The sequence below is a fragment of the Rosettibacter primus genome (assembly GCF_036860675.1).
GTDB lineage: Bacteria > Bacteroidota > Ignavibacteria > Ignavibacteriales > Melioribacteraceae > Rosettibacter > Rosettibacter primus.
This window is the reverse complement of record NZ_JAYKGK010000013.1, coordinates 34038-49753: the sequence shown is the minus strand read 5'-3', so window position 1 is coordinate 49753 and position 15716 is coordinate 34038. Positions and strand designations below refer to the sequence as shown.

Below are 15716 nucleotides of genomic sequence, written 5' to 3'. Positions count from 1 at the left end.
ATAATATTCCCCCACCATTAAATTTTTTGAAGACTGCTATTAAGATTACTTGACAAAACAAAAAATAAAATTTAACTTTGCTTAAAGGTTTTCGATAAGGTTTTCGGCATCTTTATATTAAATGAATTCCTATTAATTAAAGAAATAATTATTAGCGAGATGAGGTAAATCTTGTCTGAAAAAAATCAATTTTGTGATTGTAATGTAAATATTGACGAAAATTATTTGATTTCTCTTTTAGCTGATGAAATTGCTAAATCAATTGAGAATAAGTATAAGAATTTTGTTAAGAGAGAGCTGCCTAAAATTCCTGTGGGGGTTTCAAATCGACATGTCCATCTAACAGAAAAAACTTTTCATAAATTATTTGGAGAAGAAACAAAATTTGAATCACTGAGGCCTTTATATCAGCCAGGAGAATTTGCTTCGAAACATACATTGACTATTGTTGGCTCAAAACTTAGATGCATTGAAAATGTAAGAATACTCGGACCTTTAAGAAAATATGACCAGGTTGAAGTCTCGCTTACTGACTCTATATATTTAGGTATTGAACCACCAATTGTTAATTCGGGCTCGCTTGAGAATGCTGCCCCCTTAACACTTGTCGGACCAAAATCTTCAATATACATTGAAAGATGTGCTATCATTGCAAATCGTCATATTCATATGAATAGTAAAGAAGCAATGATTTTAGGAGTTAAAGATGGTGATTTATGCAAAGTAAGAATTCAAGGAATTAAAAGTACAATTTTTGAAAATGTTTTAATTAGAATAAATGATAACTGGCGCTTACAAATTCATCTTGATACGGATGATGCCAATGCAGCTTTTATAAAAGGTGAAGCATACGCAGAATTTTTGGGTAAAATGTAATTATGAAACTTGGATTGGTAATAGGAAAATTAGTATCAACAAGAAAAGAAGGAAAACTCGAAGGATTGAAAATTTTGATTGTAAATTATCTTACAGAGAATATGGAAAGAACTAAAGATACAGTTGCATGTGTTGACACTGTAAATGCAGGCGAAGGGGATATTGTATTACTTTGTTCCTCATCTTCGGCAAGGTTGACAAAATTAACAAAAGATGTTGCTACAGATAATACAATTGTTGGCATTGTAGATTCTGTTATGCAAGGAGGAAATTACATTTACAAGAAAACAAAGAGAAAAGGTGCAGAACATTAATCTCAAATACTTAGTAGAAATTATAGTTTCAGAAGTACTGAAAGAATTAAATAAGAGAGGAATTAATATTTTATCTGAAAAGAATACAGTCGATGATATTTCAAATAAAAAAGTTTATGAAGTAGATATGAGCGAATATAAAACTCCCATATTAACCGAAAGAATGTTAATGATGATAGACTCTACAGTTTCTGAAATAATAATTCCATCTAGTACAATTATTACACATGGTGCTAAGGATATTATTAAAAAAAGAAATCTAAAAATTAATTATAAGTAAAAATAAAACAGGAGATGAAAATGGCTAAAGGTACAGCATTAGGCTTCGTAGAAACAAGAGGTAATACAGGAGCTGTCCAAGCAATTGATGCCATGATAAAAGCTGCGAATGTTGAATTTGTTAAACGTGTGGAAATTGGAGGAGCTTATGTTACTGCTTTAGTTAGAGGAGAAGTAGGAGCTGTTCGCGCTTCGGTCGAAGCTGGAGCAGAAGCAGCAGCAAGAGTTGGAGAACTTGTTTGTACAAATATTATTCCTTCAGCTCACGAAGAAGTATTTGAATTATTGAATTTAACTAAATAGGGTAATCATATGATAGAAGCATTAGGAATTATTGAAACACTCGGCTTTACTGCTGGAATACAGGCGGCTGATGCCGCTGTTAAATCAGCAAATGTAAAACTTGGCAGATGGGTAAAAGTCGGTGGCGGAAGAGTAAGTATCATCATTCGTGGTGATGTCGCAGCTGTAAAAGCCGCTGTAGAAGCAGGTACTCAAGCTGCATCAAACATTGGAACAGTATTATCAGAAATTATTATACCACGACCTTCAGAAAAACTAATTAATAAATTCCCAATTGAGCCAATTAATAAAAATAAAGAAACAACTAAATAATTAATTGGAGTTTGTTTTGGATAATAGAGATTTGCAATTAAAAGAATTAGTGGAAAGAGTTGTTGAGAAAGTTTTATCTCAAGCACTATCCGGGAATTTTTCGAGTGTTGAAGATGGGGATTGGGGAGTTTTTAATGATATGAATGATGCTATTAATGCTGCTTACGAAGCATTTCTGCAATACAGAGAAAGAAGTGTTCAATGCAGAAAGAAATTTATTGATGCGGTTCGCACTATGGCATTAGAGAATAAAGAAGAATTAGCAGAAATGACTGTGAAAGAAACCGGAATGGGTAGAGTAGATCACAAAGTGGCAAAATTTATTAATGCAGCAAATTACAGTCCTGGAATTGAATATTTACAACCTCAAGCATGGTCAGGTAAAAATGGTTTGGCAATAGATGAATATGCTCCATTTGGAGTAATTGGAAATATTTCACCAAGTACTCATCCTGGACCAACAATTATTAATAATATTATAATTCAACTGGCTGGCGGTAATACAATTGTATTTAATCCACACCCTTCTGCAAAAAATGTTAGTGCTAAAGTAATTCAGCTTGCTAATAAATATATGCATGCAGCAGGTGCTCCAAAAAATTTAGTAACTTGTGTAAAAGAACCAACATTAGAAACCGCAAAAATACTTTTTGGACATGAAAAGGTTGAATTACTTTCTGTTACAGGGGGTCCTCAAGTCGTTGAATTGGCGCTGAAGTATCCAAAAAAAGTGGTTGCTGCAGGTCCAGGTAATCCACCTGTTTTAGTAGATGAAACTGCAGACCTAAATCTTGCAGCAAAAGAGATAACAATGAGTGCAAGTTTTGATAATAATATTTTATGTATTGCAGAAAAAGAAATATTTGTTGTCAAAGATGTTTTTGAGAAGTTTATGACTGAAATGGAAAATGTTGGTAATTATCGATTATCAACAAATGAAATGAATAAACTTGCAGAGATAGCCTTAGAACAATCGGGAAAACATTGGATAATTAAAAGAGATTTTGCTGGCAAAAGTGCAAAGGTTCTTGGAAATGCAATTGGATTGAATATTCCCGAAAGTGTTCCGCTGCTTTTTGGAGAGGTAGATAAGAATCATCCATGGGTTGTAGCAGAACAAATGACTTGTTGTATTCCCGTTGTGCCTGTGCTTGATTTTGAAGATGGATTGCAGGCAGCTTTGAAAGCTGAACATGGATTTAAACACACTGCAAGTATTTTTTCAAAAGATATTGATAGAGTTACCAAATTTACCAGAATACTTGATTGCGATGTTCATGTGATAAATGGAGGTACTTTGCGTGGAAATGGCGGCGAATTAGGCGAAGGGTACTTTTCGCATACAATTGCTACTCCTACAGGCGAAGGAATTTGTACACCTTTACATTTTGTTCGTAAACGCCGCATTATGTCTCATAAAGCTTTTAGATTTGTTTAATTTGTAAATTATTAATGAGGTATATAAAATGTTAGTAAAAAATGCAATTGGAATTTTAGAAACAAAAGGTTTTGCACCTTTAATTTATGGTGCAGATGCTGCAGTAAAAGCAGCAAATGTAGAAGTTGTTGAATGGAGACAGGTAGGAAGTGGTTATGTCTCTTTTGTGATTGAAGGTGATGTAGCTGCTGTAAGAGCTGCAATGGATTCGGCTGTAGAAGCAGCATCACGAGTTGGTGAAGTAATTTCACAACTTGTTATTCCAAGACCAGTGGATGAATTAGAAGCTTCGTTTAATCGTATTAAGTAAAAATGATATTTGCTAAAGTCATTGGAAATATTGTTTCTACACAAAAGGACCCCAAGCTTCAGGGGAAAAAATTAATGTTGTGCAAAGAAGTAAATCATAATGGGGAATTCTTAAAATCATATCATGTAGCTGTTGATGCTGTACAGGCAGGCGAAGGAGATTTTGTTCTGATAACATATGGTTCATCAGCTAGAATGACTGATGAAACAAAAGATACTCCAGTTGATGCGGTAATTGTAGCAATTATTGATAATATAGAAATTACACATAATCTATCAGATGCGTCATGAAATTAGGCATTGTAATTGGTAAAACTTGGGCAACAAAAAAAGTTAAAGAACTTGATGGCTGTCAATTGTATATTTTACAACCAATATCTTCCAATGGTAAATTAGATGGCACACCATTAGTTGCCGCTGACCCTCAGAATATTGCTGCTTCAGGTGATGTTGTGGTTTATGTTACAAGCACAGATGCTGCTCAAGCTTTCAAAAATGGTTATGCACCTGTAAATGCAAGTATTGTTCAAAGAGTAGAGAGTATAGCATAATGTATTTAGCAAAAGTTATAAAAAGAGTAGTCTCGGTTGTAAAACACGAAGCATATTATAACAAAAAAGTATATGTCATAAAACCAATTCTACCAAATGGTGATGAAATTGAAACAGAACATGTAGCAGTTGATTATGTTGGGGCAGGAGTTGGTGATATTGTCGTTTGCGGAGGAGCTCCAGGTGTTGCACAATCTATATTTGGTTTAGAACGAGCACCAATTAGAACGCTCATAATTGCAATAGTTGATAAAATTAATTATGTGGAAACATAAGCATATTCATATTGATGATAATTAATTTCAATTGATATATAAAAATAATTGTTTATTGAAAATCATTTTTATAAAAATATTTTTCTAATTTTGATGCCAAATAATTGACAATAACAAAGGGAATTAGAATGAATAACGAATGGGAACTTCGAAAACAAATTGTTGAAGTTGGCAGAAGAATATGGCTGAGAGGATATGTTGCCGCTAATGATGGTAATATTACAGTTTTATTAAATGATGATGAAGTGCTAACAACTCCTACAGGCGTTAGTAAAGGTTTTATGACAACAGACATGATTATTAAATGTGACAGACAAGGCAACGTAATTAATAAGAATACAAAATATCGTCCTTCAAGCGAACTAAAAATGCACCTCGAAGTTTATAAAGAAAGACCAGATGTTCGTTCGGTTGTGCATGCACATCCAACTTATGCTACAAGTTTTGCAGTGGCGGGAATTCCCCTTGATAAATGTGTTTTGCCAGAAGCTATAATTGTAATAGGTGCTGTCCCAATTGCACCATATGGGTTACCTTCTACTACTGAGATTCCAGATAGAATTCGACCATATATAAAAAATTCAGATGCAATATTACTTGAAAATCACGGAGCGTTAACTTTGGGAAGTGACCTCTTTAACGCTTATTATAAAATGGAAACACTTGAACATACCGCAAGCATTGTTTGGAAAGCAATACAATTAGGAAATCTTAATGTTCTTTCTCCAGCAGAAAGAGACCGTCTTTTACAATTAAGAGAAAAATTTAATTTGTCGGGACGTGTAACTGCATGCAGTACTGAGAATTATAATATTTCAGAAAGTAATATCAAATCAGGTGAAATTGATGAGGAATTAGTCCAAAAAATTGCTGAGCAAGTTTTGAATAACCTGAAAAATAAATTAAAATAAAAATGAAAATATTAATAGCTAATCCCGGCAGCACTTCTTATAAGTGCAAACTTTATGATGCCGATAGTATGGATATTTTATTTCAAGCTGTTGTTGAAAAAATAGGTCACGATGATGGAATTGTGAAATATTCCTTTAAAGGCGAAGAAGAAAATATTAGAAAACTTCCAATCAAAGATTATCATTCTGCTGTAAATTTAACTTTAGAAACATTAAAAGAAAAAAATCTGCTAAAAGATATTTCTGCTGTTGGATTTAAAACTGTTCATGCAAAAGGAGTAACCGGCTGTGTTGAATTAAGTGATTCAGTTATTAAAGCGATGAAAGAATATCGCTTGTTAGCTCCTGTTCACACTGATGTTTATCTAACTGCTATTTCAATTTTCAAAGAATTACTTTCAATTCCCTTAGTTGGATTATTTGAAACACATTTCCATGTGAATGTTCCACCAGAAGCATACATATACGGTATTCCTTATGAGTATTATGAAAAATATGGTATAAGAAAATACGGATTTCATGGTGCATCGCATCGATATATTGCAATGCGTGCTAAAGAATTATACAATGCAAATAAAATTATCTCATGTCATCTTGGAGGAAGCTCTTCTGTTTGTGCAATTAAGGATGGAATTTCTGTAGATACTTCAATGGGTATGAGTCCTCAAAGTGGTTTATTAAATGCTAAACGTGTGGGGGACCTTGATGCTTATGCACTTTTATATCTCATGCATAAAGAAAATCTTTCTATAAATGATGCAGTTGAAATTTTGATGTCGAAAGGAGGGCTTTATGGAATCTCAGGAATCAAAACTGGCGACTTAAGAGATATTGAAGCAGAAATGGAAAAAGGGAATTATCGCGCTAAACTTGCTTTTAATGCTTTTGTTTATAGTGTTAAAAGATATATTGGAGAATACCTTGCTATTTTAAATGGTGCAGATTGTATTGTATTTACAGCTGGAGCAGGTCAAAATAGTGTATTATTAAGAAGAAAAATTACTGAGAATATGGAGAATCTCGGTATTATAATTGACGAAGAAAAAAATCGTTCTAATCCAAAAGAAGGATTGATATCAAATGATGATTCTAAAATAAAAGTAGCTGTTATCCCAACAAATGAAGAATATATTGTTGCTTCTGAAGTAAAAAATTATCTCTTAAGTAAAGCTAATAAATAGAAGGAAGTTATAATTAATTTGTGCGTTATTTATTATTAGAAATGGATTATTATAATAAATTATAAATAAAATGAATCAAGTAACCAAGCAGGCATTAGTAGAGAAGTTCATAACAAAAGCACAAAATGCCTGTGCAAAAGTTCAATTAATACAAAAGAATTCAGATTCACTGACCTCGTTATTGGAAAATCTTATAGCAGATGAAAAACAAATTCTTTTTATTCCTCCTAAAAATATTGAGCCCAACCTGTTCGAAAAATTTTTATCCAATGATAAAGTAATAACTAACCCAGATAAAGAACAATTGAAAAATATTAAAACCAGTATTACGGGTGCATCTTATGGAATTGCATCCACAGGCTCCGTAGCAATTTCGATTACAAATGATTTAACAATTTATTTAAGCATGCTCGTAAAAAAACATATTGTTATACTTGATGCTAAATATATTGTAGATAAACCTCGTGATTTGTTTAATGAAAGTATGACACCTGGAAATAGTTTTACAATAATAACAGGGCCAAGTGCAACTGCAGATATGGGACCTCTGGTAAGAGGTGTGCACGGTCCTGGTGAATTGTTTATTATTGTTCTCGGAGATTAATATGAGTAAAGATTTAATTCATCCCAAAGAATTTGCTAATAAATCATCAAAAAAAAATTTGTTCAAAGCAATTGATTATGTGTTAAAGTATGAAAGTAAATCAATAAGATTAAATACAAAAACATTTAACGAGGGCCGTTATAAAGCAATAAAACAAATTGAAGATTATGAAAACTTAAAAACTCATGCCAGAGAAATAAAAGAAAAAGCTATAAATGATTTACCAGAATTAGTTGAAAAATTAACCCATACAATTCAATCAAGAGGGGGCAATGTATTTTATGCGAAGAATAAAAATGATGCTGTAAATTTTATTAGGGAAATTTGTAGACAGAATGAAGCAAAGTTAATAGTAAAATCAAAATCAATTACATCAGAAGAAATTAAATTAAATGAAGCACTTCAAAAAGATAATATCGAAATAGTAGAAACAGATTTAGCTGAATTTATTCTTCAATTATCTAAAGAGCAACCTTCTCACATAGTTGCACCGGCAATTCATAGAAGCAGGGAGAGCATTTCAAAACTTTTTAAAGAGAATTTTCAAACTACAAATCCACTGGAAAGTGGTGAACAATTAACTGAATTTGCCAGTGCTACACTTAGACAAAAATTTCTTAGTGCCGATATTGGGATTACAGGTGCAAATCTTATTTCTGCAGAGGAAGGAACAATTTTATTAGTAGAAAGTGAAGGCAATATAAGATTGACTACTCATCTTCCAGCAATTCATATTGCAATTGCAGGAATAGAAAAGATTATTCCCTCAAAAAAAGATTTTGGAATTTTTATTGAATTATTAGCAGCAAGTGCTACAGGGCAGTCACTTACATCATATACTAATATTTTAGAACCGCCATTGGATTTACCACTATTAAACTTGAATAACAGAAAAGATAAAGAAAGAAAATTCTATCTCATTTTACTGGACAACGGACGAATGAAAATGAGAGAGGATTCTGAATTAAAAGAAGCTCTGTATTGTATTCGTTGTAGTGCATGCATGAATGTTTGTGCTAATTTTCAAACCGTTGGTGGTCATGCTTTTGGAGGTGAATGTTATACTGGAGGTATTGGTGCAAGCTGGACTGTAGGCACAACAGGCAAACTTGAAAATGGAAAGTTTGCTGAACTTTGCACAGGTTGTTCTCGTTGCGTTCCCAATTGTCCTGTTAAAATTGATATACCAAGATTGAATTCTGTTATTAAAGATAGACTCAATAAAAGTAATCTTCCAACACTTCAAAAATATTTCTTTGCTTATTATAATTTTTTTGCAAGAATAGCTTCTTGGGTCCCATCTATTGTAAATAAAATGATGAATCTTCATCTCTCAAAAATATTATTGGAAAAATTATTTGACATTGAAAAAGAAAGAAACATACCACAGTTTACAAAAAAAACATTTACTCAGTTATATAAAAAAAGATTAATAGCCCCTTCGCTTATTGATAATTCTAAACTAAGTCCAATAAAACTTATAATCTTTTCTGATATTTATACTAATTATAATAATCCAAATGTTGGATTAAACGCAGTGGAATTGCTGGAAAAATTGGGATTCAAAATAAATATAAGTAAGGTATTCGATGATGGCAGAGCATCACTTTCACAAGGTATTCTTAAAAGTTCATCAAAAAAAGCAAAATCAACTTCACGATATTTAAAACAGTTAATAGATGAAGGGAATGATATAATATTTTTAGAGCCAAGTGTATTAGCAATGATTCGTTATGATTATCAGAAATTAGTCAACGATGATAATTTATTTAATTATGTAAAAGCAAGATGTTATGATATCTTTGAATATTTGTTAATGTTGGCTGATGATAGGAAGTTAAATTTAGAAGAAATAAAAAGTAGAGTAATTCCCTCGAGCACTAAAAAAATATTTTATCATTCTCACTGTCAATTAAAATCAATTGGTTTAGGTGATGTTGTGCCTTCATTTTTCAATCGTCTCGATATGCATGTTGTTACATCATCTCAGGAATGTTGTGGTATGGCTGGTAGTTTTGGTTACAAAAAACATTTCTATGAAATAAGTAAAAGTTTAGGTGAACAATTGATAGAAGAAATTAATTATTATGACAAAGAAAGAGATGATATGGTAATATTAGCAAGCGGGACATCATGCAGGGAACAGTTAAATAGTTTTATGAAAATATCGAAAACAATTTTTCATCCTGTTGAGTATTTAAATAGAATAATGAAATAGTATAATGATATTTGTTCAAAGGGTTATTTTTGAATTGTTAATTCTAATTAAAGAAAAAAATGATAGTATATTGTAAAATTAACTTGACACAAAATAATTTTATTTTTAACTTGAAAACGGTTTCGAAAACCTTTAAGTATTAGTAAACAGAGCAATATTTAAGCTCTTTTTTTAATACAAAATTACTCAAAGGTTTTCGAAATCCTTTTCTGATTAGGTGATTTTATGAGCAGATTATTGGTTGCAAAGGTTAAAATGTGACTGATGTGGCGGAGCTGTATTTAAACTGAATAATTTCTATATTTAAGTAAAATTATTTTTAATTATCAATCCATAAATAAAATTTTGGTAATCTGTGGAGAAAAATTTTAGAAGAAATAAAGTTACATTAAAGGACATTGCACGTGAATTATCTCTTACTCCTGCAACAGTATCTAAAGCACTTCGTGATTCAAGTGATATTTCAGAAAAAACCAAACAGCTTGTAAAAGAAAAATGTAAACAGATGAAATATAGACCCAATATTCTTGCAAGGTCTCTTATAACTAAAAAAAGCAAAATCTTGGGAGTTCTTATTCCCGATTTGCGTATTTCGTTTTTCTCTGAAGCTGTAAGAGGAATGTACGAAGAAGCAAGCAATAAAGGATATGAATGCATTTTAATGGTTCATGATGAAGATAATCATAAAGAAAGAAAAAAAATTGAATTTTTATCCGACATTGGAGTGGATGGTATTTTACTTAATGCTGCAGGTGGAAATGAAAATTTATCTTTATATAAAAGTCTAGACGAAGAAGGAATTAAAATTGTTTGCTGGGATAGAAAGATAAATAAATTACCGTTTACTACAGTTAAAATTGATGATGTAGATGCTTCTTTTGAATTAACATCAAGAATGATAAAAGAAGGAAGAAAAAATATTTTGTTTCTAGGACCAAATACATTAATCCCGGTTTGTAAGGATAGATTTCAAGGTTATAAAAAAGCATTGAAAAAATTCGGAATTAAATTTAATCCGAAACTTGTATTACAAACTTTTAGAAGTATCGAAGATAGTTACAATAAAATGTCTGCACTGCTTGATACAAAAATAAAAATTGATGCTGTTATTAGTATTGGTGGCTTGATTACTTATGGAGCTGGAAAAGCAATATTAGATAAAAAACTTTCTATACCTGATGACATTTTATTGGGTGAATTTGGCGACAATACTATAGTTGCACGTTTAGGCGTCCCTTATTATACCGTTGACCAGAACCCTTATGTAATTGGTAAAACAGCTACAGATATATTAATTGATATGCTGGATAATAAAAAAGATTACAGTGATTTTGACGATGTTACAATACGATACAAAATAGTTGAAAGATAAAATCATTCATTTAATCCCTCCAATATTTTGATGAAATTTTTTTGAAGTTATTAAAAATATTCAAATAAATTTTATAATAAATTCACTTCATTAGATAATTAATATTACCCTTAGATTATTTTATTTCTCATAATTATCCTTTCATAAAATCAAATAAATTATCATCAATTTTATATACTTATAATTATAATAAAAATTATGGGCCTATTATGGAAGAAAAAAAATTCATAGCTTTTGATTTAGGAGCAGAAAGCGGACGATGTTTTGTGGGATTACTTGATAAACAAAAAGTAATTCTTCATGAAGTACATCGTTTCAGCACTCCATCAATCAAATATGATCATGGATTTCACTGGGATATTTTAGCTATTTATGAAGAGGTAATTGAAGGATTAAAAAAAGCAAGGAAAATTTTTGGGAATAACTTTGAAGGAATTGGGATTGATACCTGGGGAGTAGATTATGTTCTTTTAGACCCCGATGATAGAATTTTAGGTTATCCATATCACTATCGTGATGACCGTACTGATAATATGATGGAAGAAGCATTTAAAATTGTACCTAAGAAAGAAATTTATAATAGAAGTGGTATTCAGTTCATGCAGATTAATACTTTATTTCAATTATTATCCGAGAAAAAAAGAAAATTAAACTTATTGAATATTGCAGATAAGATTTTGTTCATCCCAGATTTCATAAACTTTATGCTTTCAGGTGAAAAGTATACAGAGTATACTATTGCATCTACATCAGGTCTAACTGACCCTTTAAAAAGAGATTGGGCATGGGATTTAATTGATTCTTTTGGTCTCAATAGAAAAATTTTTCCTGCAATTATTGAACCAGGTACTGTGATAGGACTTTTACTACCTTCTATTGCTCAACTAGCAGAATTAAATGAAAATATTCCTGTTATTGCTACAACTTGTCATGATACTGCTTCTGCGGTTGCAGCTGTTCCATCATTTGATGGGAACTGGGCTTTCTTGAGTTCAGGAACATGGTCTTTGATGGGAATAGAGTTAAGTCATCCTGTATTAACTGAAGAAGCTATGAATAATAATTTTACAAATGAAGGCGGATTTGCCAATACTATTCGGTTTCTTAAAAATATTATTGGTTTATGGCCTATACAGGAATGTAGAAGATACTGGGCAGAAAAAAATAATATACAGTATAATTATTCAGAATTAATTTTAATGGCTATTGAAAATGGACCAGCAAATTCTTGGGTAGATTTAAATGATTCTCGATTTCTTAAAGCAGGTGACATGCCTGAAAAAGTAATAAGCTACTTAGAAGAAACTGGACAGGAGTATAATTCTGATATTGGATTTATAATTAGAGTTATTATTGAAAGCCTTGCTTTTTGTTATAGAGATACTCTAAGAAAATTAGAGTCAGTAATCGGTGAAAAAATAAAGAGATTGCATATTGTAGGAGGAGGTATTCAAAATGAACTACTCAATCAATTAACATCAGATTCAACTGGATGTGAAGTAATTACCGGTCCTATTGAAGCAGCAGTATTAGGAAATATTGGAGTTCAAGCTATTTCAAAAGGTATTGTTAAAAATATTTCAGAATGGCGTGCAATAGTCGCAAACTCTTTCGAGTTAAAAAAATATTATCCACAGGATGTTGATTACTTTAATGAACGAGAAGAATATTACAGAAAAATTTCTAATCAGATAGTTTGAAAACCTGATTGAGTCAATTTTGAGTAAACATTTTAAATTTTTCTAATCTTTTCAAAGTAAAGTCAATCTTATGTAAACATTAATAAATAAATCTCCAAATTAAAAAAGGAGTGAGATATGAAAATAATTAAACTAATATTTATGTTTTTACTTTTCTTTGTATGGGGATTAAACATAATAGAAGCACAGGGTTCAGGCAGAATTCGGGGCAAAGTTGTTGATAAAACTACAGGTGAACCACTACCTGGCGCAAATGTTATGCTTGAAGGAACAGGTATTGGAGATGCTGCTTCGCTCGATGGAAGCTATTTAATACGAAGTGTACTTCCGGGTAATTATAATTTAATTATCAAATACCTCGGTTATAAAGATCAGAAAATACCTGTTACAGTAAAAGCTGGTACGACCTTAGAAGTAAATGTTGGGTTAGAATATGTTGCTATCGAGACAGGTGAAATTGTAATTACAGCTCAAGCGGAAGGACAAATAGAAGCAATTAATCAACAATTATCTTCTAATACAATTAAAAATATTGTTTCTTCAGACCGTATTAAGGATATCCCTGATGTAAATGCCGCTGAATCTGTAGCAAGACTTCCCGGTATCTCATTAATTAGAAGTGGAGGCGAAGGGCAAAAAGTAACTATTCGTGGTCTTTCACCTCAATATAATGTTATGATGGTTAATGGGGTTCGATTACAATCTACAGACCGTGATAACAGAAGTGTCGATTTAAATATGATTGCACCAAACATACTTTCTGGTATTGAAGTTACAAAAGTTTTAACAGCTGATATGGATGCTGATGCAGTTGGTGGTTCAGTCAATCTTAGAATAAGCAAAGCAAGAGAAGGATTCCATAGCAATTTTACAATTCAGGATGGATATACATCTTTAGCAAATACAAAACCATTTGGTAATTATAGATTAACGGGACTTGTTAGTAATCGTTATTTTGATAATAAATTAGGTGTGCAGGTATCTGTTTATATAGATAAGTTCAATAGAAATTCTGATGAATTAACAGCTTCATATTCAACTAATGAGCAAGAAATAAAAATTAAAGGTTTTATTCCAACTTATCTTTCTACTGTTACAATTAGTGATAAAGTTACGGATAGAAAAAGATTGGGCGGCAGTCTTGTTTTAGATTATCAATTATCACGTGGGTCATTAATATTAAATAATTTTATTGGTAGCTTAAATGAACATCAAATTGAACAGCAAAATTATTTTTCTACAGATTACGATTGGCGGGGTTTTGCAGCTGAGAGAGAATTTACCAACACAGTTATAAGTAATGCACTTCAGGGTGAATTCGAGTTTGAAAACATAAGTATGGATTTCTCACTTTCTAATTCGTTTACAATTCAACGTAATCCAGGTGATTTGAGAATGGATGTTAGAACAAGGTCTGGTGGAGTTCAAGGTTGGACAAGCCCTGTAACCAATCAAAAAAATATGTCACCAAGTGATTTTCTTAATTCTGTTACTGTCCTTCAAAAAGATAAAATAATTACAAATACTTCTACTCTTAAACGTGATGTTGATGAATCTGCACAAGCTGCTGTATTAAATTTTAAGTTGCCTTATACAATAACAAAATATATCTCCGGCAATTTAAAACTTGGCGGTAAATATGAACGCAACACAAGAAAAAACGATGAAACTCAATGGTATATTGATACAGATAGAGGAGGACTTGCAGGCAACTTTAATGTTCTATTGAGAGATTCGATATGGACAGATTTAGGTATTGAAAAGAAGGATAATGGATTAAGAGCCGAATTGTTTGCTGACCCAAGTTATGATGTTGGAAATTTTCTCTCTGGTCATGAAGGAATTAGTGGCGATATATTCTTCAATAAAATTTCTATCTGGAAAATGCACCATATGGAAGAATTAGCAAAACAACATGGTTACTATCTTCCTTCACCTTTGGAATCAACTCAATACGATTATAATTACACAAGAAATTTTGGTGCATTTTACATAATGACAGAATTAAATATTGGTAAATATGTTACTTTTTTGCCAGGTCTCAGATATGAAACATTCAATTTCGATTATGAAGCAGATTCAACTTATGTATTTGGTCGATTAACAACTCCGGGTGAATATTACTATGATCATAAGAAAGTCCATTGGGATTCAACAAAAGGAACAACATGGTTCCCTCAAATGGTACTGAGAATTAAACCTACAGGTTGGTTAGATTTTCGTTTAGCAAGTACCAAGAGTATAATTTATCCTGATTACCGAGCTGTCTCTCCGTTTTTGTATGTAGACACTTATAGTGCTCCAACTCTAAGATTGGGAAATCCATATTTAAAACCTGCAGTAACTCAAAATTATGATATTTACGCTTCGGTTTACGAACATCACATTGGATTATTTACAGCAGGATTCTTTTATAAAGAAATTAAAAATTTGATAGTACCTATCGAATACTATACTAAAGATGCATCTAAGATTCATTACAGATATAAACTGACACAAGCAGATTATACTACAATAAATACATGGACTAACTTAGATGAAACTTCTTATGTAAGAGGAATTGAATTGGACTGGCAAACTCATTTCTGGTATTTGCCGTCATTTTTAAAAGGATTAGTATTTAATATTAATTATACTCACATTAATTCAGTAACTCGTTATCCATATTTTAAGAGTGTTGCAACTGGTACAGGGGTATTTAAGAAATATAAATATATCGATACAACAAGAACTGGAAGATTAATAAATCAACCAAATGATATATTGAATTTAACTATTGGATATGATATCGGTGATTTTTCAGCAAGATTATCGTTCTTGTATCAGGATAATGTTTTGAGAAGTGCACATCCAGTTTATCAGGAACTTGATTCCTATACGGCTGCATATTACAGATGGGATTTTACAGCTTATCAAAAATTACCATGGTTGAAAGGCCTTCAAATATATTTGAATATCAATAATATTACCAACACACCTGACCGACAATTCGTTAGTACTTTAGAAAAATTATCTGGAGTAGAATATTATGGGACTACTGCAGATTTAGGAATTAGGTATTCATTTTAACATT

Annotated in this window: 17 protein-coding genes; all 17 read left to right on the top strand. The window is 31.5% G+C overall.

What is annotated here, in order from left to right; all coding sequences use genetic code 11:
• Positions 1 to 171: 171 nt before the first annotated feature.
• The 17 genes from pduL (at position 172) to VJY32_RS13140 (ending at position 15712) form a co-directional block, all read left to right on the top strand.
• Positions 172 to 876, top strand: a complete 705-nt coding sequence (gene pduL / locus VJY32_RS13220; protein ID WP_353678400.1) for a phosphate propanoyltransferase — start codon at positions 172 to 174, stop codon at positions 874 to 876.
• A gap of 2 nt (positions 877 to 878) precedes the next feature.
• Positions 879 to 1190, top strand: a complete 312-nt coding sequence (locus VJY32_RS13215; RefSeq protein WP_353678399.1) for a EutN/CcmL family microcompartment protein — start codon at positions 879 to 881, stop codon at positions 1188 to 1190.
• Positions 1177 to 1470 (top strand): hypothetical protein, encoded by a 294-nt coding sequence (locus VJY32_RS13210; RefSeq protein WP_353678398.1) that lies wholly within the window; start codon positions 1177 to 1179, stop codon positions 1468 to 1470. The genes VJY32_RS13215 and VJY32_RS13210 overlap by 14 nt, the downstream gene beginning before the upstream one ends.
• Positions 1471 to 1490: 20 nt before the next feature.
• Complete coding sequence (locus VJY32_RS13205) at positions 1491 to 1772, top strand: BMC domain-containing protein (protein WP_353678397.1); 282 nt, start codon at positions 1491 to 1493, stop codon at positions 1770 to 1772.
• Between the two features lie 9 nt (positions 1773 to 1781).
• Positions 1782 to 2084 (top strand): BMC domain-containing protein, encoded by a 303-nt coding sequence (locus VJY32_RS13200; protein WP_353678396.1) that lies wholly within the window; start codon positions 1782 to 1784, stop codon positions 2082 to 2084.
• A gap of 16 nt (positions 2085 to 2100) precedes the next feature.
• Positions 2101 to 3522, top strand: coding sequence for an aldehyde dehydrogenase family protein (locus VJY32_RS13195; protein ID WP_353678395.1), 1422 nt, complete (start codon positions 2101 to 2103; stop codon positions 3520 to 3522).
• Between the two features lie 28 nt (positions 3523 to 3550).
• The gene (locus VJY32_RS13190) at positions 3551 to 3832 is read left to right on the top strand and encodes a BMC domain-containing protein (RefSeq protein ID WP_353678394.1); all 282 of its coding nucleotides are present in this window, start codon (positions 3551 to 3553) and stop codon (positions 3830 to 3832) included.
• Positions 3833 to 3834: 2 nt separating this feature from the next.
• A complete protein-coding gene (locus VJY32_RS13185; RefSeq protein ID WP_353678393.1) occupies positions 3835 to 4122 on the top strand; it encodes a EutN/CcmL family microcompartment protein in 288 nt (95 codons plus the stop codon).
• Positions 4119 to 4382, top strand: a complete 264-nt coding sequence (locus VJY32_RS13180; protein ID WP_353678392.1) for a EutN/CcmL family microcompartment protein — start codon at positions 4119 to 4121, stop codon at positions 4380 to 4382. Before VJY32_RS13185 ends, VJY32_RS13180 begins: the two co-directional genes overlap by 4 nt.
• Positions 4382 to 4657, top strand: a complete 276-nt coding sequence (locus VJY32_RS13175) for a EutN/CcmL family microcompartment protein (RefSeq protein WP_353678391.1) — start codon at positions 4382 to 4384, stop codon at positions 4655 to 4657. The genes VJY32_RS13180 and VJY32_RS13175 overlap by 1 nt, the downstream gene beginning before the upstream one ends.
• A 128-nt stretch (positions 4658 to 4785) precedes the next feature.
• Entirely contained in the window at positions 4786 to 5568 is a 783-nt protein-coding gene (locus VJY32_RS13170) for a class II aldolase/adducin family protein (protein ID WP_353678390.1), read from the top strand.
• Between the two features lie 2 nt (positions 5569 to 5570).
• Complete coding sequence (locus VJY32_RS13165; RefSeq protein WP_353678389.1) at positions 5571 to 6749, top strand: acetate/propionate family kinase; 1179 nt, start codon at positions 5571 to 5573, stop codon at positions 6747 to 6749.
• A 70-nt stretch (positions 6750 to 6819) separates the two neighbouring features.
• Entirely contained in the window at positions 6820 to 7353 is a 534-nt protein-coding gene (locus VJY32_RS13160; protein WP_353678388.1) for an LUD domain-containing protein, read from the top strand.
• A 1-nt stretch (position 7354) separates the two neighbouring features.
• Entirely contained in the window at positions 7355 to 9571 is a 2217-nt protein-coding gene (locus VJY32_RS13155) for an LUD domain-containing protein (protein ID WP_353678387.1), read from the top strand.
• 355 nt (positions 9572 to 9926) lie between these two features.
• On the top strand, positions 9927 to 10943 hold the full coding sequence (locus VJY32_RS13150) for a LacI family DNA-binding transcriptional regulator (protein ID WP_353678386.1): 1017 nt from the start codon (positions 9927 to 9929) through the stop codon (positions 10941 to 10943).
• Positions 10944 to 11152: 209 nt separating this feature from the next.
• Entirely contained in the window at positions 11153 to 12643 is a 1491-nt protein-coding gene (locus tag VJY32_RS13145; protein WP_353678385.1) for a rhamnulokinase, read from the top strand.
• Positions 12644 to 12760: 117 nt separating this feature from the next.
• A complete protein-coding gene (locus VJY32_RS13140; RefSeq protein ID WP_353678384.1) occupies positions 12761 to 15712 on the top strand; it encodes a TonB-dependent receptor in 2952 nt (983 codons plus the stop codon).
• Positions 15713 to 15716 lie beyond the last annotated feature (4 nt).

Bases quoted from the DNA above. Each gene is read 5' to 3' on its own strand.
- VJY32_RS13215 (WP_353678399.1), top strand. From the start codon at position 879: ATGAAACTTGGATTGGTAATAGGAAAATTAGTATCAACAAGAAAAGAA.
- VJY32_RS13205 (WP_353678397.1), top strand. From the start codon at position 1,491: ATGGCTAAAGGTACAGCATTAGGCTTCGTAGAAACAAGAGGTAATACA.
- VJY32_RS13200 (WP_353678396.1), top strand. From the start codon at position 1,782: ATGATAGAAGCATTAGGAATTATTGAAACACTCGGCTTTACTGCTGGA.
- VJY32_RS13190 (WP_353678394.1), top strand. From the start codon at position 3,551: ATGTTAGTAAAAAATGCAATTGGAATTTTAGAAACAAAAGGTTTTGCA.
- VJY32_RS13185 (WP_353678393.1), top strand. From the start codon at position 3,835: ATGATATTTGCTAAAGTCATTGGAAATATTGTTTCTACACAAAAGGAC.
- VJY32_RS13180 (WP_353678392.1), top strand. From the start codon at position 4,119: ATGAAATTAGGCATTGTAATTGGTAAAACTTGGGCAACAAAAAAAGTT.
- VJY32_RS13175 (WP_353678391.1), top strand. From the start codon at position 4,382: ATGTATTTAGCAAAAGTTATAAAAAGAGTAGTCTCGGTTGTAAAACAC.
- VJY32_RS13170 (WP_353678390.1), top strand. From the start codon at position 4,786: ATGAATAACGAATGGGAACTTCGAAAACAAATTGTTGAAGTTGGCAGA.
- VJY32_RS13165 (WP_353678389.1), top strand. From the start codon at position 5,571: ATGAAAATATTAATAGCTAATCCCGGCAGCACTTCTTATAAGTGCAAA.
- VJY32_RS13160 (WP_353678388.1), top strand. From the start codon at position 6,820: ATGAATCAAGTAACCAAGCAGGCATTAGTAGAGAAGTTCATAACAAAA.
- VJY32_RS13155 (WP_353678387.1), top strand. From the start codon at position 7,355: ATGAGTAAAGATTTAATTCATCCCAAAGAATTTGCTAATAAATCATCA.
- VJY32_RS13145 (WP_353678385.1), top strand. From the start codon at position 11,153: ATGGAAGAAAAAAAATTCATAGCTTTTGATTTAGGAGCAGAAAGCGGA.
- VJY32_RS13140 (WP_353678384.1), top strand. From the start codon at position 12,761: ATGAAAATAATTAAACTAATATTTATGTTTTTACTTTTCTTTGTATGG.